We start from the raw sequence: 19935 nt of genomic DNA, 5'->3' as shown, positions 1-19935 counted from the left end.
AAGCATCATCGGCTTACCAGCAGATCCCTTCATAGGAGCCGTCCGAGACCTTGGCGCGATTCATCCGCGTCAGGTCCAGCACCGGACGATCCTTTGAAGCCGCCTCGAGCGTCTCGACCGTATCACGGTAGAAGTTGCCCACCAGAATGGCGCCCGCATCGTTGATCATCGCGTCCAAATCCGGGGTCATCCGGTCCTTCAGGTCGGGAATCACGTCGTTGCCGCGGCCAGCGGTCGAGTTTTCGTTGGCATAAGCCTCATGCACATATGGGTCGTAAATATCGACCTGCACGCCGCTCTTGATGAGCCGGGCCGCCAGCTCCGCCAAGGGGCTCTCGCGAAGGTCATCCGTGCCCGGCTTGAACGAGATGCCGACAAAGCCGACCTTCTTTGCGCCGGTGCGTTCGACCATTTCCTCGGCACGGCGTATCTGCGCTTCGTTTGCTTCGAGCACTGCATTGAGCAGATGCGCGGGCGTGCCCTGTTGCGACGCCAGGTGGCGCAGCGCGCGTACGTCCTTGGGCAGACAGGAACCGCCGAAGGCGAAACCGGGCCGCATGAAGTAGGACGAAATGTTGACCTTGGTGTCCGAGCACAAGATCTCCATTACCGTCTGACCGTCAAGTCCGGAGGCCTTGGCTATGTTGCCGATCTCGTTGGCGAAGGTCACCTTGACTGCCCGCCATGTGTTCGAGGTGTATTTCACCATCTCGGCGGTGCGCACGTCGACGACCTTGATTTCGCAGGGCAGGCCCTCGTTGATCTCGGTCAGGATGTCCGCGGTGCCTTGATCCAGCGCGCCAAAGACGATCAGGCCGGGATCGTAGTAATCCTCGATGGCCGTGCTTTCGCGCAGGAACTCAGGGTAGTACCCGACGCCAAAGTCCTTGCCCGCGGTCTTGCCGCTGGCCTCTTCGAGGGTCGGGATGCAGGTTCCCTCGGTCGAACCCGGCACAATGGTCGAGCGAATGACAACTGAATGATATCCGTCCTTGTTCGCCAAGGCTTTACCGATGTTGCGGCAGACGATCTCGACGTATTTCAGCCCGACCGACCCATCCGGCGCGCTTGGAGTGCCGACCGCGATAAAGCTGGCGTCCGAGTTGTCGATGGCGTGTTGCACATCGTCCGTCGCGGTCAGCTTGCCGTCCTTGACCACCTGTGCGATCAGCTCGTCGAGACCGTTCTCGACGATGGGGGAAAGTCCGGAATTGATTGCTTCGATCTTGCCGGGGTCGACGTCGACCGCGATCACCTGATGACCGTCACGGGCCAGGCAGGCCGCGGAAACCACGCCTACATACCCAATGCCAAAGACACTGATTCTTGCCATATCTGCCTCTCGTTCACGTTCTTGACGAACGCTTTTTTACCCATCGAATTGTGTTCGATTTTGGGATTTTTAAAGCAATGTTAAGAATTTGGAGCGCTTTGGTAAAGTAAATTGTTAACCTTTACGTGGTTCTAGGCAGGGGTTGCAATTTGGCTACAGCCACGATCCGAGCATTCGGGGGACTCAAGATCGCCCGGTCACACGCAGGGTACAGCCCGGTTCCCACCGCCGCCAACCCGGCGGCTCGCGACACCCGCCTCGACCTTGGAATGCCGCTAATCCGAGCGTGTCGTCGTCTGGATTTTCGGCCACGCGGACCCTCGGAAACGCACGCAGTTGTGTTTCGTGCCGGCCTCGCCACCTGATTTCGCGGCTTGACGGGCCATTGCGCTGCCACCACTTTCCGCGCCAAAAGGACAGATGATGAGCAGACCCCGCACCCCGGCGCCCTTTGCCGCCTTCGAATGGATGATCGCCTGGCGCTATCTCAGGGCAAAGCGGGCCGAGGGTGGCGTGAGCGTCATGACGTGGATCAGCCTGATCGGCATCACGCTTGCTGTCTTTGCGCTGATTGCCACGCTGGCGGTGCGCTCGGGCTTCCGTGAGGAATTTGTCGATACCATCCTCGGCACCAACGCCCACATCACGGTCTACTATCACCCCTCGATCACCGAGTCCGGCCAGATCGACCGGACCATTCCGGACTACATCGACCTTGCCGAACGGGTAAAGACGCAGGGGTTCGTCACCCGCGCCGCGCCCTTGGTGCGGGGACAGGTGATGGCCACCGCCAACGGCCGCAACGCCGGGGTTGAGGCTTTCGGAATTTCGGCGGCAGACCTTGCCACCATCCCCCGCGTGGTGAATCCGGAAGAAAAGCAGGGCGACCTCGATCGGTTCGGGGAAGGCGTTGCCATTGGATCGGGTGTGGCGCGCGAACTGGGCGTCACGATCGGCGACCGCATCCGGCTGATCTCGCCGGACGGGGTGAAGACGGCTTTCGGCACCTCGCCACGGGTGCAGGCCTTTGAGGTGGTCTATATTTTTACCGCCGGGCGCTATGATATCGACCGCACGCGTGTCTACATGCCGTTCGAAGAGGCGCAGGTCTACTTCAATCGCGAAGGCGTGGCCGACGAAATCGAGGTCATGGTTGATGACCCCGATGCCGTCGACGCGCTGGCCTTGCCGCTGTTGCATGCGGCGGGGGACCGGGCGATGGTCTGGACATGGCGCGACGCCAGCGGGGCCTTCCTGCGGGCGCTCGAGATCGAGGACAACGTGATGTTCGTGATCCTGTCGATCCTTGTCTTGATTGCCGCGATGAATATCGTTTCCGGGCTGATCATGCTGGTCAAGAACAAGGGGCGCGACATCGGCATCCTGCGCACGATGGGGCTGTCGGAAGGCTCGGTGCTGCGGGTATTTTTTATCTGCGGGGCCTTTACCGGCATTCTTGGCACCGTCTTCGGCGTCACTCTCGGCGCGCTTTTCGCGATATATGTCGACCAGATCTTTTCGGTGGTGAACTACTTCGCCGGTGGCGGCGTCTGGGACCCGTCAATCCGCGGGCTCTATGCCGTGCCGGCCAAGCTCGAACTTGGAGACGTGCTGTCAGCGGTGGTCCTGTCGCTTGGCCTGAGCTTCGTGGTCACCATATTCCCGGCCCGCCGCGCGGCGCGGCTGAATCCGATCGAGGCGCTGAGATATGAATGAACCGGTGCTGGAACTTCGCGGCGTCACCAAGGCCTACCGCCAAGGCAAGCGCAGCACCGTCGAGGTGCTGCGGGGGGCCGATTTGGTGCTGCAACCGGGCGAGGTGGTCGCGCTGGTGGCGCCCTCGGGGGCGGGCAAGTCGACCTTGCTGCACATAGCCGGGCTTCTGGACACCGCCGACGGTGGCTCGGTCCGGATCGCGGGGCAGGACATGGCGGGCCTCTCGGACCGCAAGCGCACGGCGGCGCGGCGGCGTGACGTCGGCTTCGTCTACCAGTTTCACCACCTGCTGCCCGAATTCACGGCGGCCGAGAACGTGGTGCTGCCGCAATTGGCGAACGGCTTCCCACGGGCCGAGGCCGAGGGCCGGGCGCAGGCTCTGCTTGACAGCGTCGGGCTGGGCCACAGGGCGGATCACCGGCCCGGCGCCCTGTCGGGCGGTGAACAGCAGCGGGTGGCGTTCTGCCGGGCGCTGGCCAATGCCCCCCGCCTTTTGCTGGCGGACGAACCGACCGGCAACCTCGATCCGGCGACCTCGGACACCGTGTTTGACGGTCTGATGCGTCTGGTGCGCGATACGGGGCTGTCGGCGCTGATCGCGACGCACAACCTGGATCTGGCAGCGCGGATGGACCGGCGGGTTCGTCTGGCCGATGGGATGTTGCTTGCGGGATAGGACGGTTCCGTCAATCACCGGCGCCGTTCCTCGCGCAGGCAGCTTGCCGGAAAACGTGACCTGACAGCCGGCGGTAATGCGCTAGACTATTGCTTGCCATTTCAAGTAGCGAGGTGACCGATGTACCATCGTTCGCACGACCGCCCCGTCGGACGGGCGCCGGACTATACCGGCGCCTGCGTTGCGATGTTCGGGGTCAACCTTGTATGGGTACTGATCGCCCTGCTGGCCGTCTTCGGGCTGGTGGCGGTGATGCTCGCGGGCCTTGCAGTCAACCTCTGGATCAGGTGGCTGGGCGCGCGGCGTCGCTGATCACCCGCGACGCCACCTGGATGCCTCCGGCACGGTGCGGGATGTCCAGCGCGGCGAGGCCGGCCTCGACCGATCCCAAGAGCCCCAGTATCATGTGCGTGTTGACGTGACCCATGTGACCAAACCGGAAATAGCCATGGCGCTCCTCGCTGTCGGGCGGCGCCATGCCCAGCCCGATGCCCAGTGTCACGCCGGCGTTGCGCTCGCACCAGTCGCGCAAGCGCTGACCATGCGGCGCCCCGATCCTCAGCGCGGTCACGGCATGGCTGCGATGCGCCGGAGCGGCAATGTTGAGCTTCAAAGGACCCTCGGATCCCCAATGGTCGACCGCAGCCCAGATCGCGCGGGCGAGGGTCTCGTGGCGAGTCCAGATCGCCTCCAGCCCCTCTGCCATCATCAAGTCGAGCGCCGTCCGCAATCCGTAAAGATGATGCGTGGGCGCGGTGCCTCCGAAGTACTGGTAATACATTTCCGGATTGGCCCGCGGCGTCCAGTCCCAGTAGCGCGACACGCGGTCTGGCCGGTGCTTCGCGGCCTTGGGCGAGAAGAAAACGAAGGCCATGCCCGGCGGCACCATCAGCCCCTTCTGCGAGCCCGTGATCATCACGTCGACGCCCCAGGCGTCCATCTCGAAGCGGTCGCAGCCCAGCGAGGCCACGCAATCGGCCATCAGCAATGCCGGGTGCCCGGCGGCGTCAAGCGCCTTGCGCAGCCCGTGAATGTCGTTGCGGGCCGAGGTTGCAGTGTCCACGTGAACGCCCAGAACCGCCTTGATCTCGTGGCCCTTGTCGGCGCGCAGCCGCTCTTCGACCTCGGCCGGATCGAACGGGCTTTGCAGTCCGTAGTCTATGATTTCCGCCTTGATGCCCAATCCCGCGGCCATTTCGACCCAGCCGTAGGAGAACCGTCCGGTCGCCGGCACCAACACCTTGTCGCCGGGGTTCAGGACATTGGCCAGCGAGGCCTCCCAAACGCCGTGTCCGTTGCAGATGTACATCGCGACGCGATGCTCGGTCCGCGCCACCCGGCGCAGGTCGGGGATCAGGCTCTCGGTCAGCTCGACGATCTCGCCCTCGTAGATGTTGACCGAGGTGCGGTGCATGGCGCGCTGCACGGCGTCCGGGGTCTCGGACGGGCCGGGGATCGAGCGGTAGGTGCGGCCGTTTGACAGGGACATGGATATTCTCCGGGATACCGAAATGGCAGCTAACCCGGGCAAAGTGTCGCCGTCAATCAGTGCGGGCCGCGCTTGCCTAGAGAGCGCCACTCGCCTAAACCGCGCCATGCAACCGCCTGACAACCCTCGAGGGGCCGGCATGATCAGACAAGCGATGAGCTGGATCGAAAAACGCGAGCGGCGCTGGCGGAACTCCTTCGGCAAGGACATCTCGACGCCGCGCGGCCGCTTCTGGGGGCATGTCCACACCCACGTGGTGGATCACGCCTTCCTGCGGGTCTACTGGACCAACTTCTTCGAGATCGCGCCGGGCGTCTATCGGTCGAACCATCCCAGCCCGGGGCGTCTGAAACGTTACAAGGCACTTGGCATCAAGTCGGTGGTGACGCTGCGCGGCGAAGAGAAGTTCGCGCATTACAAGTTCGAGAAGGAAGCCTGCGAAAAACTGGGCATGACCTTCCATGTCACCAAGCTTTGGGCGCGCAACGCCACCAAGCGCGAGCGGCTGATCAAGGTGATCGACACCCTCCGCGAAGTCGAGAAGCCCTTTGTCTTCCATTGCAAGTCCGGCGCGGACCGCGCGGGCATCGTCTCGGCCATGTACCTGATGATCTTCGAAGGCGTCCCGGTCGAGGAAGCCCGCAAGCAGCTGGGCATGAAATACCTGCACATGAAATGGACCAAGACCGGGGTGCAGGACTACATTCTCGACGTCTATGAGGCGCGAAAGAACTGGGAGCCGATCGATTTCGAGGAGTGGCTGCGCACCGAGTACCGCGCCATGCGGATCGAGGGCTTCTGGGACCGCAAGGAGCCGCCGATCGCGGCCGCCCGCCATCTGCGCGACCTGGCGCAGACGGAAGGGTGAGCAAGCAAGCCCCCAACTCCAAGGGCCTCGCGCGCTGGCTCTGGCGGTCGTACCTGCGGCGGCACGTCTGGCTGTTGCTGGTGGCGCTGGTGTTCATGGCAATTGAAGGCGGCATGTACGGCGCCATCAGCTACATGATGAAGCCGATGTTCGATCAGATCTTCATCGGCGGTCAGGGGGACAAGCTGATCTGGGTGGCGCTGGCGATCCTCGGCATTTTCGCCCTGCGGGCGGGCGCGTCGGTTGTCCAGAAAGTACTGCTGACGCGGCTTGGGCAGGTGACGGCGGGTGAGATCCGGCAGGATCTGGTGACCCACCTGATGACGCTGGAAGGACAGTTCCACCAGACCCACAGCCCCGGCTACCTGATGCAGCGGGTCGAAGGCGACGTCGGCTCGATCAACAAGGTCTGGCGGACTATCGTCACCGGCACCGGGCGCGACGTGATCGCGCTTGTCTCGCTTTTCGCGGTGGCGCTGGGCATCGACTGGCGCTGGACCGCGGTGGCGCTGGTGGGTGTGCCGGTCATGGTTGTGCCGGTGGTGGTGCTGCAACGCTACGTGCGCAAGCACGCGCGGACGGCGCGCGACGTAGCTGCCAGCCTGTCGGTCAGGCTCAACGAAATTTTCCACGGCATCGTGCCAATCAAGCTGAACCGGCTGGAGAGTTACCAGTCGAAACGCTTCCGCAAGCTTACCCGAAAACGCATCGACGTCGAGACCAAGTCGGCGCTGGGTCAGGCGCTGATCCCCGGCATGGTCGACCTGATGGCCGGCGTCGGCTTCTTCGGCGTGCTGCTCTACGGGGGGCGCGAGATCATCGACGGCACCAAGACCGTCGGCGACTTCATGGCCTTCTTCACGGCGCTGGGGTTGGCCTTCGAACCGCTGCGGCGGCTCGGTGCCGTGTCGGGTGTCTGGCAGGTGGCTGCGGCGGCAATCGAGCGGTTGCGCGAGCTCTTGGAAACCAAGCCCGCGCTGAAATCGCCTGCCTCGCCCAAGCCGGTCCCGCAGGGGGCGCCCGAGATCGTGCTGGACGACGTGCACCTGGCCTATGGCGACGCGCCGGTGCTGCGCGGCGCGTCTCTGGTGGCCGAGGCGGGCAAGACCACGGCGCTGGTCGGGGCGTCGGGGGCGGGCAAGTCGACCGTCTTCAACCTGATCACCCGGCTGGTGGACGTGCAGTCCGGGCGTGTGACCATCGGTGGCACCGACGTGCGCGAGATGGACCTGACCGAGCTGCGCGGCCTGTTTTCGGTGGTCAGCCAGGAGGCGCTTCTGTTCGACGAGAGCCTGCGTGACAATATCGTGCTCGACCGGCAGGGGGTGGACGAGGCGACGCTGCGCGCCGCGCTTGAGGCGGCGCACGTCAGCGACTTCCTGCCGCGGCTCACCGACGGCATCGACAGCCCTGCCGGGCCGCGCGGGTCGAACCTGTCTGGGGGACAGCGCCAGCGGGTCGCCATCGCCCGCGCCGTGCTGCGCGACACCCCGATCCTGCTGCTGGACGAGGCGACCTCGGCGCTGGACACCGCCTCCGAAGCGCTGGTGCAGGATGCGCTGGACCGATTGTCGCGTGGGCGTACCACGCTGGTCATCGCCCACCGGCTGTCGACGGTGCGAGGCGCCGACAAGATCGTGGTCATGGATCAGGGCCGGGTGGTCGAAGCGGGCACACACGACGCGCTGATCGCGGCGGAGGGCGCCTATGCCCGGTTGCATCAGTTGCAGGACGGGGCAGGCTGATCCGGCGGAGCGATGATGCGCACAGGCCGGTTTGCGTTCGGGCCAGGCAGGCCCCGGGGGGCGATGCCCCCGGACCCCCGGGAAGTATCAACCCGAAGAAGGATCTCGCGAATTGTCGTAGCTGCGCGCCAGCGCGTCGGGCGACGCGCCGGCGAGGTAGCGGGCGAGGGTGCTTAGGTTGCGCACGCCACGCCTGATCCAGCCGTCGCGGCCATATCGTGTGGCAGAGGTGACGGCTGTGGCGTCAAGCAAGGTCAGACGGCGGCCGAGGGCGCGGGCAATGGCGACGTCCTCCATCAGCGGCTGGTCGGCAAAGCCGCCGACCCGGTGATAGAGTGCTTGCGGGATCAGTAGGCCCTGATCGCCGTAGGGCAGGGCAAAAACCCGTGAGCGCAGGTTGGCCCAGCCGGCGGTGACCCGCGCCATCGGGTGGCGGCTATCGAAGGCGAGGCGGAAGCTGGCGGCCTTGTCACTTGTGAGATGCGCGAGGACCGCAGCGGTCCAGCCCGGGGCAGGTTGCGTGTCGGCGTGCAGGAACAGCAGCCAGGCGCCTTCGGCGGCCTCGGCTCCCCGGCGCAGTTGCCCCCCGCGGGAGGCTCGGCCGGTGACGATGCGGGCACCGGCGGCCTGTGCCACCGACAGGGTCGTATCGGCAGAGCCGCCGTCGCTGACGATCAGCTCACGGATCAGCCCCTCGCTCAGACCCTCGCCAAGCGCCATCAGGCATCCGGGCAGCTCTGCCCCCGCATTCAGCGTCGGAATAATGACCGAGATCGGCGCGCGCATCTTTGGGCCTGTTGGTTGCGTCGGTCGTGTCTATATGTGACCACGAAGCAGGAAGGAAACGCCAAATGACTTATGCCGAAAGCCGAATGGTGCTGCGCCTGTCCGGGCCTGATGTACGCGAGTTCCTGCAGGGGCTGGTGACAAACGATGTCGCGCGGATCGAAAAGGGGCTGGTCTATGCCGGGATGCTGACACCGCAGGGCAAGCTGATCGCCGATTTCTTCCTCCAGGCCGACGGGGACGACGTGCTGCTCGATGCGCCAGCCAAGGTCGCGGGCGAGCTGTTGCAGCGGTTGCGGATGTACAAGCTGCGGGCCGCGGTGGATGTCGAGGAGACCGATCTGCAGGTCTCGCGCGGGACCGGGCCGCGCCCCGAGGCTGCGCTCGACGATCCGCGTGACCCGCGGTTGGGATGGAGGTTGATCGGACCCGAGGCGATGGCCGACGGCGACACCGACTGGGACGCGCGGCATGTCGACGCGATGGTGCCGCGCTGGGGCCGTGAACTGGGACCGGACAGCTACGTGCTTGAGATGGCGTTCGAGAAGCTGTCCGGCGTCGATTTTCGCAAGGGCTGCTATGTAGGGCAGGAGGTGACCGCCCGGATGAAGCACAAGACCGAGCTGCGCAAGGGCCTCGCGCAGGTCTCTGTCGAGGGCAGCGCCCCGGTCGGCACCGAAATCACCGCCGGCGGCAAGCCGGTGGGCGTGCTGGGAACGCAGGCGAACGGGCGCGGGCTGGCCTATCTGCGTTTTGACCGGGCCGACGGCGAGATGCGCGCCGGAGAGGCTCGCGTAACCCGGGTGCCGGGCTGAAGCCCGGCCTACGGAGCATGCTCAACCTTGCTTTCCGACAGGAAGCGGCGGCGCAACCTGCGACCGATCCCGCGGCGGCGCCAGCCGGGCGCCACGTAGAGCTGTTTGACAACCGGATCGTCCTTTGCCCCCGGCAGCCACAGAAGATAGCCACGCAGCACGCCTTCGGTACGATATGCAATCATTTGGGCGCCCTGATCCAGCAGCGCCGCGATCTGTGCGGCCCTTTGGTGATCCTCCGGGTGAAGCGCGGCGACGCCGGGCAAGTCGGGATGAGTACAGGACATGAAAAAGGCCTCCTTGGCTGATGCCGGAGGCCTTGTCTGTCTGTTATCGCGCCCCCGGCTGTCCGGGGGATATGCGCGCGAGCCCCGAGGTCAGGCGCGTTCGGAATACTCCATGGTCTCGGTGTTGACGACAATGTCCTCGTCCTGCCCCACGAAGGGCGGGACCATGACCTTGACGCCATTGTCGAGCACGGCGGGTTTGAAGCTGTTGGCGGCGGTCTGGCCCTTCACCACAGGCTCGGTCTCGACCACCTTGCAGGTGACCTTCTGAGGCAGAGAGGCGTTCAGCGCCTCTTCCTCGTGGAATTCCACGACGATGGTCATGCCGTCCTGCAGGAAGGGGCGACGTTCGCCGAGGATCTCGGCATCAAGCTGCACCTGATCGTAGGTCTCGGTGTCCATGAAAATAAGCTGGCCGGCATCCTCGTAAAGGAACTGCATGTCCTTCTGCTCCAGTCGAACACGCTCAACCTTGTCGGCGGACCGAAATCTTTCGTTCAGTTTCGAGCCATTGCGAAGGTTCTTCATCTCGACTTGCGCAAATGCACCACCCTTGCCGGGTTTTACATGGTCGACCTTGACAGCAGCCCAAAGGTGGCCGTCGTGCTCCAGGACGTTGCCGGGGCGAATTTCGTTTCCATTAATCTTGGGCATGTGGCGAAACTTTGTCAGAAGGTTGATGTTTGTTTGACCGGTCCTATATCTGGCGTTCGGTTGCAGCGCAAGCTTACCATATCTCGTGCTGCAGGTGCAGAGAGCCATGCCGAATACGCATAGGTGCTATGCTTTTGCAGGGTATCCGAATCAATCAAAACCGGTCATAAGGGCCTTCACGCCGGAAACACAAGAGCAAGAACAAAGGACGTTACATGAAAGATTTCGTTGATGGTACAGCCTTTAACAGTGAGCAGGGCAGCCGTGCCCGGAAACTGTTTGCTGCAGTGGTTCTTGCTGCACTCGACGATGCCATCGCCGACGACAAGAAGTATGGCAACGGCCCCGAGCAAATCGCTCGCTGGGCGCGGTCGCGCGACGGGCGTGAAGTCCTGTCCTGCGCCGGGATCGACCCGAACGAACGTGTGGTGCAGGGTTTGATGGACTTCGTGTCCAAAGGCGTCCGCACATCGGTGGCGCTGTCGCGTGAAGAAAGCGAACGTCGCAACGCCGCGGCTGCTGCAGAGCAGGCCGAAGCCGCCTGACGACCCAGATTACCGACTTGCCTGAAGCGCGCCTCGATCAGAGGCGCGTTTTTTTTTGACTAATCAATTGCTGTAACCTGGCGCAGGGCGTGCCCTGCAACGGCTCAATCCAGATCGTGGCTCGCCAGGGCGCGGTGGATTTCGCGGCGCACCAGCCGGCGGACGTTGCGGGTGATGCGTTCGCCCAGCGCCCCTTGCAGTTCTTCGCGCACGATTTCGGTCACCATGTCGCGCAACATGGCCTCGTCGATGGTCACCGGTTCCCCGGCTTCCTCCTCCGGCGCTTCCGGCCGGTTGGTCGTGAAGACAAGGTCATCGTTGTGCAGGGCAAGCTCGGCCTCCAGATGCGACGCTTCAGGCTGATCGGGCTCGCTTTCCTCGGTAGCATATTCGGCGGATTGCAGTTCGACGGGGGCGGCAGGCGCCTCGGAGAGGTCTTCGCCGGTTTCCGAGGGCATCACGGCCTCGGCGAGGTGATCTTCCCAAGCCATCGTCTCGGGTTCTTCCTCCACCGCTTCCATCGATGTTTCGGAGGCCGTGTCGGGCAAAGCCACGTCGTCGGCGGGCTGGGGTGTCGGGACGGCCTTGCGCCGGGTGTCGATGCTTCCTGAAATCAGTGCCTCCAGCGCAGCGATCTTGGTCTCCAGCGTGGGCGTCGCCGACGGGGGCTCGGGCAGGTCTTCATGTGCGATCTCTTCCCGAAGGTCTTCTGCCGCGGTCTTGGCGGTGGGCTCCGGCTCGGGAACGGTTTCAATCGCCTCGATTGCCTCGGCCTCTGCCAGGGCTTCGGGTACGTCGTCGATCGGTGCGGCCGTTTCCGCAGCGGCGGATTCCAGCGGTTCTGCCGGCGTTGATCGACCGCCTTCATGTACCCGCAGGGACGGGGTCAGCACCAATGCCTCCGAAGAATCTTCGTCCACAGGCTCTGTCTGCGGCGGACTTTCCTCGGCGGCGGGCTGCCGACGGACTGGCGTTTCGTTGCGCGCCTCTTCGGATACAAGCCTGCGAATCGACGCAAGCACATCCTCGATTTCCGAGGATTTGACAGGATCTGACATTGATTTCACCACTTTGCCTCGTGGCAAGAATAACCCGAGGTCGGCAATCACACAACAGATACAGACAATTGCAGCTGACTTGTTGCTTTTGCGTGTGGGTCGGTCAGTCGCCGATGCGACGCAAGATCCGATCCAGCTTTTCGCCCTGTAGGCTTTTCACCGGCGCTTTCTTGATCAGGCGGTAATACTCGGTCGGGTCGTATCGCTGCACGTTCAGCCCAAGATGTTCCGCCGTCAGCAGCCCCATTGAGGCCAATACCTGATAGGCGGCAATCGTCCGGTCTGCGAATGATGCGGCAAGAGCGGTCTGGGCGTCAAGCAGGTCCTGCTCGGCGGTCAACACGTCCAGAGTGGTGCGTTGGCCGAGGCTGGCCTCTTCGCGCACGCCTTGAAACGCAACCCGAGCGGCACGGATCTGGCGCTGGTTGGCTTCGATCGAGGCAATTGCCACGCGCAGGAAGGCAAGCGCATTGCCGACGTTTTGCCGAACAGTGTGCTGCACCACGTGCAGGTTTCCGCGTTCGGCATCGGCGCGGGCCTTGGCCTGACGCGCCAGGGCCGATAGTTCGCCGCCGCGATAGATCGGTCCGCCGAATTCGAGCGCGATCGTTCCGCTGCGGCTGTACGCCTCGGAGTCGAAATCGCCCGTGGTATTGACGCTGCCCCTCAGCTTGGCTGTGGGCTTCATTGCCGCATGTGCCCGGCGCACGTTGATATCGGCCGCGGCCACTTCGTGCTGGGCCGCCCGCATATCAGGGTGAGTGCGCACCGCGATTGCCTTGGCCTGCGCCTCATTGTTCTCGACCGCCGGCAGCTTGCCCACCGGTTGCAGGTTGCGCGGTTTGTGCCCGATGGCAGCGGTGTATTGCTCGATCGCGCGCAGCAAGTCGCCTTCGGCTGCGGCAAGGTTGGCACGGCTTCCCGCCAACCGGGCCTCGGCCAGCGACACGTCCGTCCGGGTGACTTCGCCGACTTCAAAGCGGTCACGAGCGGCCCGAAGCTCGCGGGTCACAAGCCGGACGTTGTTCTGCCGCAGTTGCACGGTCTCGGACAGCAGACGCACGTTGACATAGGCCTGCACGGCATTGAACAGCACCTGCTGCTCCACGGCGACCAGGCCGTGCCGGGTGGCCAGCACGGTCTCTTTCGCGGCGTCGATTCTCAGGCGGGATGCGCCGAAATCGTACAGCAGCAGTTCGGCAAGGACGGAAAAGCTCGCTTCGTTGGACTCGAAATCCGCACGCACGAATTCACCCGCCGCGTTTGAGAAGGCATTGCGCACTCCGGATTGGTGTTGAAAAGACGCAGACCAAGACAGGATGGGACGCAATGCAGCCACTGCGATGGCGACATTCTCGTCCGCCGCTCTCAGAAGGGCGCGGTTCTGATCCAGCAGGCCCGAATGCTTGTAGGCTGCCGCCAATGCATCCGCCAGCGTCTCTGCCGTCGCGACCACCGGCGCCAGTGCCAGCACCCCCGCCAGCGTGGTCCGCGTCAGCGCGCGCCGCACCTTGTTGAAACCCATCATCCGAAGACTCCTGCCTCGTCGATTTCCATACAACCATCGGCCCGGCACCCTCGCGGTGCTGGAACAGTCAATTCAAAGCGCGAATTCCGCCGCCTTCTCGAACCCGGGAAGGACCGGGGCCGCCGCGTTGAAGGCAAAGCGCCAAGTGATGTTGCCGTTCTGCTTGTAGCCGACGCGCACGGTCCCAAGCTCGCCCTCCATGAACAACGCGGCGATGCGCCCGTCTTCCTTAAGCTGATCGGCAATCGCCTGCGGCAGGACTTCGATGCCGCCCTCGATAACTATGACATCGTAAGGCCCATGCTCAGGCGCGCCTTCCTTCAACTCGGCCTGCTGCATGATGACACCGTCCGCGCCGTTGTCCGACAATGCGCCCTGCGCCTCCGAGACGCGGTCTTCATCGTCCTCGACGGCCACCACGGCCTCGGCCATGCGCGCGATCACTGCCGCCGAATAGCCATAGCCGGCGCCGATATCGAGCACCAGTTCGCTGCCGGTGATGGCCAGCGCATCCAGCATCTTGGCCAATGTGCGCGGCTCCAGGATGACACGGCCGGGCGCGATTTCGATGTTTTCGCCGACATACGAGACCTCGCGCCGGTCGCGGGGCACGAAAACCTCGCGCGGGACATGCAGCATCGCGTCAATGATCGGGAACTTGGTCACGTCGGAAGGACGGACCTGGGTATCGACCATGAAGGTCCGGCGGCGGGCATAGTCGGGCATAGCTAAACTCGTCGGTACAAGGGCGTTCTGCCTCTCTTGCCACAACTGCTGCGCCCCGGCAACGTCTCGGTTCGCGTTTTGGCGGAGGTGCGCGCTGGGCGCATCGGTTGTCGGCGTCCGATTGGCGCGCCCCGCGTCAGAGCGTCTCGCCGTGGCGATGCATGCTATACTTTCCGCTCAACAGGGCGTATGGCGCATGGCTTGTCTTGGCTGAACGGTCGGGGCGCAACGCGCGACAGCGCCTCAAGAGACCAGACAGATTTCACTCATGATCCAGACCCTCGCCGATGCGCTGACCGAGCGCGGCTATGACACTCTCACCGCCGTTCAGGAGGCCGTCACCGACCCCGACCTGACGGGGTCCGACCTGCTGGTCTCGGCCCAGACCGGATCGGGCAAGACCGTTGCCTTCGGCCTCGCCATTGCGCCGACCTTGCTGGCTGATGCCGATACGCTCGGCCCCGCAGGTGCGCCGCTGGCGTTGATCATCGCGCCCACGCGCGAATTGGCGCTTCAGGTGATGCGCGAACTGGGCTGGCTATACGGCAAGGCTGGCGCACGTGTGACCACGTGCATCGGCGGCATGGACATGCGCGATGAACGCCGGGCGCTCGACCGTGGCGCGCACATCGTCGTCGGCACCCCCGGCCGCCTGCGCGATCACATCCAGCGCGGTTCGCTCGACATGGGCGACCTCCGTGCCATTGTGCTGGACGAGGCCGACGAAATGCTTGACCTGGGGTTCCGCGAGGATTTGGAGTTCATGCTGGGCGAAGCCCCGGAAGATCGCCGCACCCTGCTGTTTTCCGCCACAGTGCCGCCGCTGATCGCTAAGCTCGCCGAGCAATTTCAGCGCGACGCGGTGCGTATCAACACCGTAAGCGGCACCAGCCAGCATGCTGACATCTCCTATCAGGCGGTGCGCGTGGCGCAGCACGACGCCGAGAACGCGATCATCAACCTGCTGCGTTTCCACGATGCGGAGAATTCCATCGTCTTCGCCAACACCCGTGCCATGGTGAACCGGTTGACCGCGCGGCTGACCAACCGTGGCTTTTCCGTCGTGGCACTTTCGGGTGAACTCAGCCAGCAAGAGCGGACCCATGCCTTGCAGGCCATGCGCGACGGTCGCGCCCGCGTCTGCGTGGCGACCGACGTGGCGGCGCGAGGCATCGACCTTCCGAAGCTGGAACTGGTGATCCATGCCGAGCTGCCGTCGAATGCCGAGGGTCTGCTGCACCGCTCTGGCCGCACCGGTCGGGCCGGGCGCAAGGGCATTTCGGCACTAATCGTGCCCCCGAAGATCACCAAAAAAGCTGAGCGCCTGCTGCGCTTCGCCAAGATCACTGCCGAATGGGTCACCGCGCCCTCCGCCGATGACGTGGTGCGCCGTGACGAAGAGCGGCTGCTGTCCGATCCGGTCTGGACCGAAGAGGCGACGCCTGAACAGCAGGCATTCGCCGAGAAGCTTCTGGCGCTGCACGGCCCCGAGAAGATTGCCGCCGCCTACCTCGCGCTGCACCGCGCGCGTTTGTCGGCGCCCGAGGACCTGGCCGATCCCGACACCCGCCCCGAGCGACGTGAACGCAAGCCCTTCGGTCCGTCAGCCTGGGTCGCGCTGTCGGTAGGCCGGGACGACCGGGCCGAGCCGCGCTGGCTGCTGCCGCTGTTGTGCCGCGCCGGCGATGTGGACAAGGACGCCATCGGCGCGATCCGTATCCAGCAGTCCGAAAGCTTCGTCGAGATCACCGAAGAGGCGCTGCCGGGGCTGATGGGCAAGTTGGCCGCCGACGGCGAACTGGAGCGCGGCGTCAAGATCCGCAAGCTTGACGGCGCGCCCGACATGGCGCCGCCTCCGCGCAAGAGCGGCCCCAAGAAGCCGCATCGCAAATCCGACGACGCGTCGCGCCCGAAACCACCAGCCGAGAAGAAGCCGGACCGCATGGCCGAGGCGATCTCGGACGGAGCGGTCAAACCGTTCCGCAAGCCCGGCGCGCCGGACAAGCCAGCGAAGCCCGCCAGGGCGGAGAGCGCCAAGCCCGCAGGCAAGCCCCGCGACGACCGGTCCAAGGACGCAGCGCCGGGCAAGCCCAAGCCCAAGCCTTTCGGTAAGTCGCCTTCGAAAGAGACTGCGCCCAAGGGGAAATGGGCGGCCAAACCGGGCGGCGGCAAGGGCAAGCCGTCGGGAAAGCCGGCCACAGGCGAAGGCAAGCCTGCCGCCAAGCCCGCCCCGGCGCGGGCCAAGGCCTCAGACACCTCGAAGCGTTTCACCCCGCCGGGGGCCAAGCCTGCCAGGCCCGGCAAGCCGAAACCCGGCGGAAAGCTTCGCAAGGGCGGTGACGGCCCGCCGCGACGCCGCTGACGGTAGCGCAGGGGTCGTACCCGGTGCCTTGCATCGTGCTGCCCCTGTGCGATAACCCGCCGACATGAGAGGCCCCCGTTACACCGATATCGTCGCCGCCCTGCCGGCCACCGTGCCCTTCGTCGGACCCGAGGCGATGGAGCGCGACCGCGGTGCGCCCTTCGCGGCCCGTCTCGGCGCCAATGAAAGCGTCTTCGGGCCATCACCCAAGGCGATCGCCGCGATGCAGGACGCAGCGCACGAAATCTGGAAGTACGGCGACAGCACCAGCCACGATTTGCGCCATGCCATCGCCGGGGATCTCGGCATCGCGCCCGAGTGCATCGTGATCGGCGCCGGCATCGACGGGCTGCTCAATTCGACCGTGCGGCTGATGGTCGGGGCGGGCGATCAGGTGGTAACCTCGGCTGGGGCCTATCCCACCTTCAATTATCATGTCGCGGGCTATGGCGGCACGCTGCACAAGGTGCCCTATCGCGACGATCACGAAGACCCCGAGGCGTTGCTGTCCAAGGCCCACGAGACCGGGGCCAAGCTGATTTACCTCGCCAATCCCGACAATCCCATGGGCACCTGGCATGACGCAGCCACGGTGCAGGCGATGATTGATGACCTGCCACCGGGCTGCGTGCTGGTGCTGGATGAAGCCTACGCCGAATTCGCCCCCGATGGCACAGTGCCGCAGCTCGATACCTCGGATCCGGGTGTGCTGCGCTTCCGCACCTTTTCAAAGGCGTATGGCATGGCCGGTGCGCGGGTGGGCTATGCCATCGGCCACCCGGAGGTGATCGCCGCCTATGAAAAGGTCCGCAACCACTTCGGCATGAACCGCAGCGCCCAGGTCGGCGCGCTTGCAGCTTGGCAGGACCGCGATTGGCTGGCGCATGTTCAGTCCGTAGTGGCGCAGGCCCGCGACCGCATTGCCGCCATCGCCCGCGACAACAACCTTACGCCACTGCCTTCGGCCACCAACTTCGTCGCCGTGGACTGTGGCCGGGACGGAGACTTCGCCCGCCGGGTGCTGGCACGGCTGGTGGCCCGCGGCATATTCGTCCGCATGCCTTTCGTTGCACCGGAAGACCGCTGCATCCGCATCAGCGCCGGAACGCCAGAGATGCTCGACGCCTTTGCCGAGGCCCTGCCTGCGGCCCTTTCGGAGACAGATAATGACTGACATATCCCTCGACCGCATGGAAGACGTGACCCACACGGCGCTGACCCGGCATGGCGCCTCGGACGAGGTTGCGGACCATGTTGCCCGCGCGGTGCGCCGGGCCGAGGGCTACGGCAACCGCATCTGCGGGTTGTACTACGTCGAAAGCTACTGCCAGCAATTGCGCACCGGCCGGGTGAACGGCACCGTTCAGCCGCAGGTCGACACGCCGCGCCCCGGGCTGGTGCAGGTCGACGCGGGCTTTGGCTTTGCGCAGCCAGCCTTTGCCGCCGCGTTGGAGCCGGCGCTCGAGGCCGCCCGCGCCAGCGGCATCGCCACTCTGGCGGTCTCGCATGCGCACACCTGTACTTCGCTCGGCTACTTCACCGAACAGATCGCGCAGCACGGCATGATCGGGCTGGGTTTCACCAATGCCTCGCCGATTGTCGCCGCACCGGGCGGCAAAACGCGCGTCATAGGCACCAATCCGATCGCTTTCGCCGTTCCGGACGGCAAGGGCGGTGTTGCCGTTCAGTTTGACCAGTCCACCACCGCCGTTGCCCTTGGCCGGATCACCATGGCCAAGGCCGCAGGCGAGCAGATCCCCGAGGGCTGGGCGCTGGATGCCGAGGGCAATCCGACCACCGACCCCGACTCGGCACTGGCCGGATCGCTGGCCTCCGCCGGCGGACACAAGGGCTGGGGCTTCGGCGTAATGGCCGAGGTGCTTGCCGCCGCGCTGACCGGCTCGGTCCTGTCGCGCGACGTGAAGCCGTTGAAGGCGCCCGAGGGTGCGCCGCATGACCTCGGACAGTATTACATCCTGATCGACCCCACGGCGGCGCCCGATTTCCACGACCGCATTGCCGCGCTGGCCGAGGCGATCACGGCCGATCCCGGCACCCGTCTGCCGGGGCAGGGGAAGGCGCAGCGCGACCCGGTGGACGTGCCGGAGGCGCTCTGGCAGCAAATGCTGGCCCTGGCCGGGAACGACGCTAGTTAGGACGGGATGCAGATCCTCATCCTTTATATCGCCACCGCAGTGGTGTTCCTCGGCCTCGACGTGATCGGGCTGCGGTTTCTCATCCGGCCGGTGTTCGAAAACCATGTGAACGACATGCTGGTCGACAGCTTCCGCTTCGTGCCGGCACTGGTGTTCTACCTGTTTTACGTGGTCTGCCTGATATGGTTCGTCAGCCTGCCCGCCCTGAAGGACGGCGCGCCATTGCAGGCGCTGCTGGCCGGTGCGCTGCTGGGCGCGATGGCCTATGGCACCTACGAGTTCACCAATCTCGCCACGCTCAAGGGGTGGTCATGGCAGATGGTCGCCGTAGACCTGAGCTGGGGCACATTACTAACCGGCTTTGCCGCTTGGGCCGGGGTGACGATCACGCGCTGGCTGGTCTGATCACCTCAGCCACGCCCCCAGGGGCCACGGCGCCGTTTGCCTGATTTCGGGATCGAGGTACGCGCAAGAGCATAGGTCGCCTCGGCATGTGGCGGATGGCCCTCCGTCTGGCGCCAGTACTTCGGTCCGCCCAGGCGCAGCCACAGTGGCAGGCTTAGCCCGATCCCGGCAAGAAAGCCGCCCGCGTGCGCCCAATAGGCCACGCCGCCGCCGTCGCCGGGGGTGCCAAGCCCGCCGAAGATCTGCAATCCGAACCACAGCCCCAGCATGATCCAGGCCGGTACGGGGATGATCCGGAAAAACACGATGAAAAACAGAAACACGTCCACCTTCGCCCGTGGATAAAGCAACAGGTAGGCCCCCATGACCCCGGCGATCGCCCCCGAGGCACCGACTACCGGAACCATCGACCCCGGCGCGGTGATCCATTGCAGCAGCGCCGCCGCCAGCCCGCTGGCCAGGTAGAACAGCAGATATCTGACATGGCCCATCTCATCCTCGATGTTGTCGCCGAAGATGAACAGGAACAGCATGTTTCCGGCCAGGTGCATGAAGCCGCCGTGCAGGAACATTGACGTGAAGAGTCCTGCGAAGCCTTCGCCGGCGCTCACCCGCGCCGGGATCAGCGCGTATTCCCAGAAAAACAGCGACAATGCACGCGGTTGATCGAACAGGCCATAATATCCCAGAAACACAAGGATATTCACTGCCATCAGGGCGTAGGTGACATAGGGCGTCCGCCCTGACGGGTTGTGATCGCGGATCGGGAACATGGGGGGAAGCTGT

The 19935-nt window shown here is 64.8% G+C and carries 20 protein-coding genes; 11 read left to right on the top strand and 9 right to left on the bottom strand.

The features are described 5' to 3' along the window. Nucleotides 1-13: 13 nt before the first annotated feature. Nucleotides 14-1333 carry a nucleotide sugar dehydrogenase gene (locus tag AC04PT_RS17680; RefSeq protein WP_482875104.1) on the bottom strand — a complete coding sequence of 440 codons (1320 nt, stop codon included), beginning with the start codon at nucleotides 1331-1333 and terminating at the stop codon, nucleotides 14-16. 423 nt (nucleotides 1334-1756) lie between these two features. On the opposite strand from AC04PT_RS17680, the gene AC04PT_RS17675 reads away from it, so the two are divergent. From AC04PT_RS17675 to AC04PT_RS17665, 3 genes are all read left to right on the top strand, one after another. Continuing rightward, a complete protein-coding gene (locus AC04PT_RS17675) occupies nucleotides 1757-3049 on the top strand; it encodes a lipoprotein-releasing ABC transporter permease subunit (protein WP_482875102.1) in 1293 nt (430 codons plus the stop codon). After that, nucleotides 3042-3725: an ABC transporter ATP-binding protein gene (locus tag AC04PT_RS17670; protein WP_482875100.1), complete on the top strand. Its 684-nt coding sequence runs from the start codon at nucleotides 3042-3044 to the stop codon at nucleotides 3723-3725. Before AC04PT_RS17675 ends, AC04PT_RS17670 begins: the two co-directional genes overlap by 8 nt. A 120-nt stretch (nucleotides 3726-3845) precedes the next feature. Beyond that, complete coding sequence (locus AC04PT_RS17665) at nucleotides 3846-4037, top strand: hypothetical protein (protein WP_482875098.1); 192 nt, start codon at nucleotides 3846-3848, stop codon at nucleotides 4035-4037. Here AC04PT_RS17665 and AC04PT_RS17660 read toward each other — a convergent pair. Beyond that, nucleotides 4009-5214 (bottom strand): pyridoxal-phosphate-dependent aminotransferase family protein, encoded by a 1206-nt coding sequence (locus AC04PT_RS17660; protein ID WP_482875096.1) that lies wholly within the window; start codon nucleotides 5212-5214, stop codon nucleotides 4009-4011. The two genes, AC04PT_RS17665 and AC04PT_RS17660, sit on opposite strands and share 29 nt — an antisense overlap. 154 nt (nucleotides 5215-5368) lie before the next feature. Between AC04PT_RS17660 and AC04PT_RS17655 the strand changes: the two genes are divergently transcribed. Both AC04PT_RS17655 and AC04PT_RS17650 read left to right on the top strand, forming a co-directional pair. After that, nucleotides 5369-6082 carry a phosphatase domain-containing protein gene (locus tag AC04PT_RS17655; protein ID WP_482875094.1) on the top strand — a complete coding sequence of 238 codons (714 nt, stop codon included), beginning with the start codon at nucleotides 5369-5371 and terminating at the stop codon, nucleotides 6080-6082. After that, nucleotides 6079-7827, top strand: a complete 1749-nt coding sequence (locus AC04PT_RS17650; RefSeq protein WP_482875092.1) for an ABC transporter ATP-binding protein — start codon at nucleotides 6079-6081, stop codon at nucleotides 7825-7827. Before AC04PT_RS17655 ends, AC04PT_RS17650 begins: the two co-directional genes overlap by 4 nt. A gap of 87 nt (nucleotides 7828-7914) precedes the next feature. Here AC04PT_RS17650 and AC04PT_RS17645 read toward each other — a convergent pair whose 3' ends face one another. Beyond that, nucleotides 7915-8613, bottom strand: a complete 699-nt coding sequence (locus AC04PT_RS17645; RefSeq protein ID WP_482875090.1) for a TIGR04283 family arsenosugar biosynthesis glycosyltransferase — start codon at nucleotides 8611-8613, stop codon at nucleotides 7915-7917. A 65-nt stretch (nucleotides 8614-8678) separates the two neighbouring features. Here AC04PT_RS17645 and ygfZ point away from each other — a divergent pair, with 65 nt between their 5' ends. Continuing rightward, nucleotides 8679-9428 carry a CAF17-like 4Fe-4S cluster assembly/insertion protein YgfZ gene (gene ygfZ, locus AC04PT_RS17640; RefSeq protein WP_482875088.1) on the top strand — a complete coding sequence of 250 codons (750 nt, stop codon included), beginning with the start codon at nucleotides 8679-8681 and terminating at the stop codon, nucleotides 9426-9428. Nucleotides 9429-9436: 8 nt separating this feature from the next. Here ygfZ and AC04PT_RS17635 read toward each other — a convergent pair whose 3' ends face one another. Both AC04PT_RS17635 and efp read right to left on the bottom strand, forming a co-directional pair. Further along, complete coding sequence (locus AC04PT_RS17635) at nucleotides 9437-9715, bottom strand: GNAT family N-acetyltransferase (RefSeq protein ID WP_482875086.1); 279 nt, start codon at nucleotides 9713-9715, stop codon at nucleotides 9437-9439. Nucleotides 9716-9805: 90 nt separating this feature from the next. Next, nucleotides 9806-10369: an elongation factor P gene (efp, locus tag AC04PT_RS17630; protein ID WP_482875084.1), complete on the bottom strand. Its 564-nt coding sequence runs from the start codon at nucleotides 10367-10369 to the stop codon at nucleotides 9806-9808. A gap of 215 nt (nucleotides 10370-10584) precedes the next feature. Here efp and AC04PT_RS17625 point away from each other — a divergent pair, with 215 nt between their 5' ends. Continuing rightward, a complete protein-coding gene (locus tag AC04PT_RS17625) occupies nucleotides 10585-10914 on the top strand; it encodes a DUF6280 family protein (RefSeq protein WP_482875082.1) in 330 nt (109 codons plus the stop codon). 104 nt (nucleotides 10915-11018) lie between these two features. Here the strand turns inward: AC04PT_RS17625 and AC04PT_RS17620 are convergent, their stop codons facing one another. The 3 genes from AC04PT_RS17620 to AC04PT_RS17610 all read right to left on the bottom strand — a co-directional run bounded on the left by AC04PT_RS17620 (nucleotide 11019) and on the right by AC04PT_RS17610 (nucleotide 14226). After that, the gene (locus tag AC04PT_RS17620; RefSeq protein WP_482875080.1) at nucleotides 11019-11972 is read right to left on the bottom strand and encodes a hypothetical protein; all 954 of its coding nucleotides are present in this window, start codon (nucleotides 11970-11972) and stop codon (nucleotides 11019-11021) included. 103 nt (nucleotides 11973-12075) lie between these two features. Continuing rightward, nucleotides 12076-13500: a TolC family outer membrane protein gene (locus AC04PT_RS17615; RefSeq protein ID WP_482875078.1), complete on the bottom strand. Its 1425-nt coding sequence runs from the start codon at nucleotides 13498-13500 to the stop codon at nucleotides 12076-12078. A 72-nt stretch (nucleotides 13501-13572) separates the two neighbouring features. Then, nucleotides 13573-14226 (bottom strand): protein-L-isoaspartate O-methyltransferase family protein, encoded by a 654-nt coding sequence (locus AC04PT_RS17610; protein WP_482875076.1) that lies wholly within the window; start codon nucleotides 14224-14226, stop codon nucleotides 13573-13575. A gap of 268 nt (nucleotides 14227-14494) precedes the next feature. Between AC04PT_RS17610 and AC04PT_RS17605 the strand changes: the two genes are divergently transcribed. The 4 genes from AC04PT_RS17605 (at nucleotide 14495) to AC04PT_RS17590 (ending at nucleotide 19149) form a co-directional block, all read left to right on the top strand. Beyond that, entirely contained in the window at nucleotides 14495-16588 is a 2094-nt protein-coding gene (locus AC04PT_RS17605; protein WP_482875074.1) for a DEAD/DEAH box helicase, read from the top strand. A 64-nt stretch (nucleotides 16589-16652) separates the two neighbouring features. Further along, nucleotides 16653-17762 carry a pyridoxal phosphate-dependent aminotransferase gene (locus AC04PT_RS17600; RefSeq protein ID WP_482875072.1) on the top strand — a complete coding sequence of 370 codons (1110 nt, stop codon included), beginning with the start codon at nucleotides 16653-16655 and terminating at the stop codon, nucleotides 17760-17762. Then, complete coding sequence (locus AC04PT_RS17595) at nucleotides 17755-18744, top strand: Ldh family oxidoreductase (RefSeq protein ID WP_482875071.1); 990 nt, start codon at nucleotides 17755-17757, stop codon at nucleotides 18742-18744. The genes AC04PT_RS17600 and AC04PT_RS17595 overlap by 8 nt, the downstream gene beginning before the upstream one ends. Before the next feature lie 6 nt (nucleotides 18745-18750). Then, the gene (locus AC04PT_RS17590) at nucleotides 18751-19149 is read left to right on the top strand and encodes a DUF2177 family protein (protein ID WP_482875069.1); all 399 of its coding nucleotides are present in this window, start codon (nucleotides 18751-18753) and stop codon (nucleotides 19147-19149) included. A gap of 5 nt (nucleotides 19150-19154) precedes the next feature. Here the strand turns inward: AC04PT_RS17590 and AC04PT_RS17585 are convergent, their stop codons facing one another. Continuing rightward, on the bottom strand, nucleotides 19155-19922 hold the full coding sequence (locus AC04PT_RS17585; protein ID WP_482875067.1) for a rhomboid family intramembrane serine protease: 768 nt from the start codon (nucleotides 19920-19922) through the stop codon (nucleotides 19155-19157). Between the last annotated feature and the right edge of the window lie 13 nt (nucleotides 19923-19935).

It is taken from the genome of Litorisediminivivens sp. KMU-197 (assembly GCF_056858395.1).
Note: the sequence above shows the minus strand (reverse complement) of the source record. Positions and strands in the feature narration are given on the sequence as shown.

Bases quoted from the DNA above. Each gene is read 5' to 3' on its own strand.
- AC04PT_RS17680 (WP_482875104.1), bottom strand. From the start codon at position 1,333: ATGGCAAGAATCAGTGTCTTTGGCATTGGGTATGTAGGCGTGGTTTCC.
- AC04PT_RS17675 (WP_482875102.1), top strand. From the start codon at position 1,757: ATGAGCAGACCCCGCACCCCGGCGCCCTTTGCCGCCTTCGAATGGATG.
- AC04PT_RS17670 (WP_482875100.1), top strand. From the start codon at position 3,042: ATGAATGAACCGGTGCTGGAACTTCGCGGCGTCACCAAGGCCTACCGC.
- AC04PT_RS17665 (WP_482875098.1), top strand. From the start codon at position 3,846: ATGTACCATCGTTCGCACGACCGCCCCGTCGGACGGGCGCCGGACTAT.
- AC04PT_RS17660 (WP_482875096.1), bottom strand. From the start codon at position 5,214: ATGTCCCTGTCAAACGGCCGCACCTACCGCTCGATCCCCGGCCCGTCC.
- AC04PT_RS17655 (WP_482875094.1), top strand. From the start codon at position 5,369: ATGAGCTGGATCGAAAAACGCGAGCGGCGCTGGCGGAACTCCTTCGGC.
- AC04PT_RS17645 (WP_482875090.1), bottom strand. From the start codon at position 8,613: ATGCGCGCGCCGATCTCGGTCATTATTCCGACGCTGAATGCGGGGGCA.
- ygfZ (WP_482875088.1), top strand. From the start codon at position 8,679: ATGACTTATGCCGAAAGCCGAATGGTGCTGCGCCTGTCCGGGCCTGAT.
- AC04PT_RS17635 (WP_482875086.1), bottom strand. From the start codon at position 9,715: ATGTCCTGTACTCATCCCGACTTGCCCGGCGTCGCCGCGCTTCACCCG.
- efp (WP_482875084.1), bottom strand. From the start codon at position 10,369: ATGCCCAAGATTAATGGAAACGAAATTCGCCCCGGCAACGTCCTGGAG.
- AC04PT_RS17625 (WP_482875082.1), top strand. From the start codon at position 10,585: ATGAAAGATTTCGTTGATGGTACAGCCTTTAACAGTGAGCAGGGCAGC.
- AC04PT_RS17620 (WP_482875080.1), bottom strand. From the start codon at position 11,972: ATGTCAGATCCTGTCAAATCCTCGGAAATCGAGGATGTGCTTGCGTCG.
- AC04PT_RS17615 (WP_482875078.1), bottom strand. From the start codon at position 13,500: ATGATGGGTTTCAACAAGGTGCGGCGCGCGCTGACGCGGACCACGCTG.
- AC04PT_RS17610 (WP_482875076.1), bottom strand. From the start codon at position 14,226: ATGCCCGACTATGCCCGCCGCCGGACCTTCATGGTCGATACCCAGGTC.
- AC04PT_RS17605 (WP_482875074.1), top strand. From the start codon at position 14,495: ATGATCCAGACCCTCGCCGATGCGCTGACCGAGCGCGGCTATGACACT.
- AC04PT_RS17600 (WP_482875072.1), top strand. From the start codon at position 16,653: ATGAGAGGCCCCCGTTACACCGATATCGTCGCCGCCCTGCCGGCCACC.
- AC04PT_RS17595 (WP_482875071.1), top strand. From the start codon at position 17,755: ATGACTGACATATCCCTCGACCGCATGGAAGACGTGACCCACACGGCG.
- AC04PT_RS17590 (WP_482875069.1), top strand. From the start codon at position 18,751: ATGCAGATCCTCATCCTTTATATCGCCACCGCAGTGGTGTTCCTCGGC.
- AC04PT_RS17585 (WP_482875067.1), bottom strand. From the start codon at position 19,922: ATGTTCCCGATCCGCGATCACAACCCGTCAGGGCGGACGCCCTATGTC.